This window comes from Pseudaeromonas pectinilytica (assembly GCF_054780855.1).
This window is the reverse complement of the sequence record NZ_BAAGVN010000183.1, coordinates 1-885: the sequence shown is the minus strand read 5'-3', so window position 1 is coordinate 885 and position 885 is coordinate 1. Positions and strand designations below refer to the sequence as shown.

The following is an 885-nucleotide window of genomic DNA, read 5'->3' as shown; positions in this document are numbered from 1 at the left end:
AAGATCGGGCCGACGTTTGCCGGGCGCGTCAAACGCCTGGAGGTGCATGTAGGCGACCAGGTCAAGGCCGGACAGGTGCTCGGAGAGATGGAGCCGGTCGACCTTGATGATCGGGTGCGCTCACAGGAGTCTGTATTCAAGCGGGCGGAAGCGGCTTTGCGCGAGGCAGAAGCCCGGCAAGCCTACGCGCAAACCCAGGCGCGCCGCTATGAGCAATTGTTTGCGGTGCGCTTTATCAGCGAGGAAATCGTCACCACCAAGCGGCAGGAACTGCAGATCGCCGATGCCGCCCTATCCGCCGCTCGGGAAGATATTGCCCGGGCACGCTCCGACCGCGAAGGACTCGTCGCGCAGCGGAGCAATCTGCGCCTGATCGCGCCGGTCGACGGTGTGGTCGTCGTGCGCGATGCCGATCCCGGCACGACCATCGTCGCGGGCCAGGCCGTGGTGGAAGTGATCGACCCCAAGAGTTTGTGGATCAATGTGCGCTTCGACCAGATCAGCGCATCGGGGCTGGCTGGGGGGTTGCCGGCTCACATCGTCCTGCGTTCGCGTGGTGGCCAGACCTTGAAAGGTCGCGTGCTGCGGGTGGAACCCAAGGCCGACGCGGTAACCGAGGAAACGCTTGCCAAGGTGACATTCGATAACAAACCAGAACCTTTGCCACCGGTGGGTGAACTGGCCGAAGTCACGGTTGACTTGCCGGCGCTCCCGGCCGCTCCACTGATCCCCAACGCTGCCGTCCAGCGTGAGGGCAACAAAATTGGTGTCTGGCAAATCGTGGATGGTGATCTGCATTTCACCCCGGTCAAGCTCGGTGCTTCCGACCTCAATGGTTACGTGCAGGTGCGCGAAGGGCTCAAGAATGGGGACCAGATTGTGACC

The 885-nt window shown here is 62.7% G+C and carries 1 protein-coding gene; it reads left to right on the top strand.

From position 1 onward, the window contains the following. On the top strand, nucleotides 1-885 hold an 885-nt coding region (locus ACYVG7_RS10100), incomplete at both ends, for an efflux RND transporter periplasmic adaptor subunit (protein WP_460882997.1).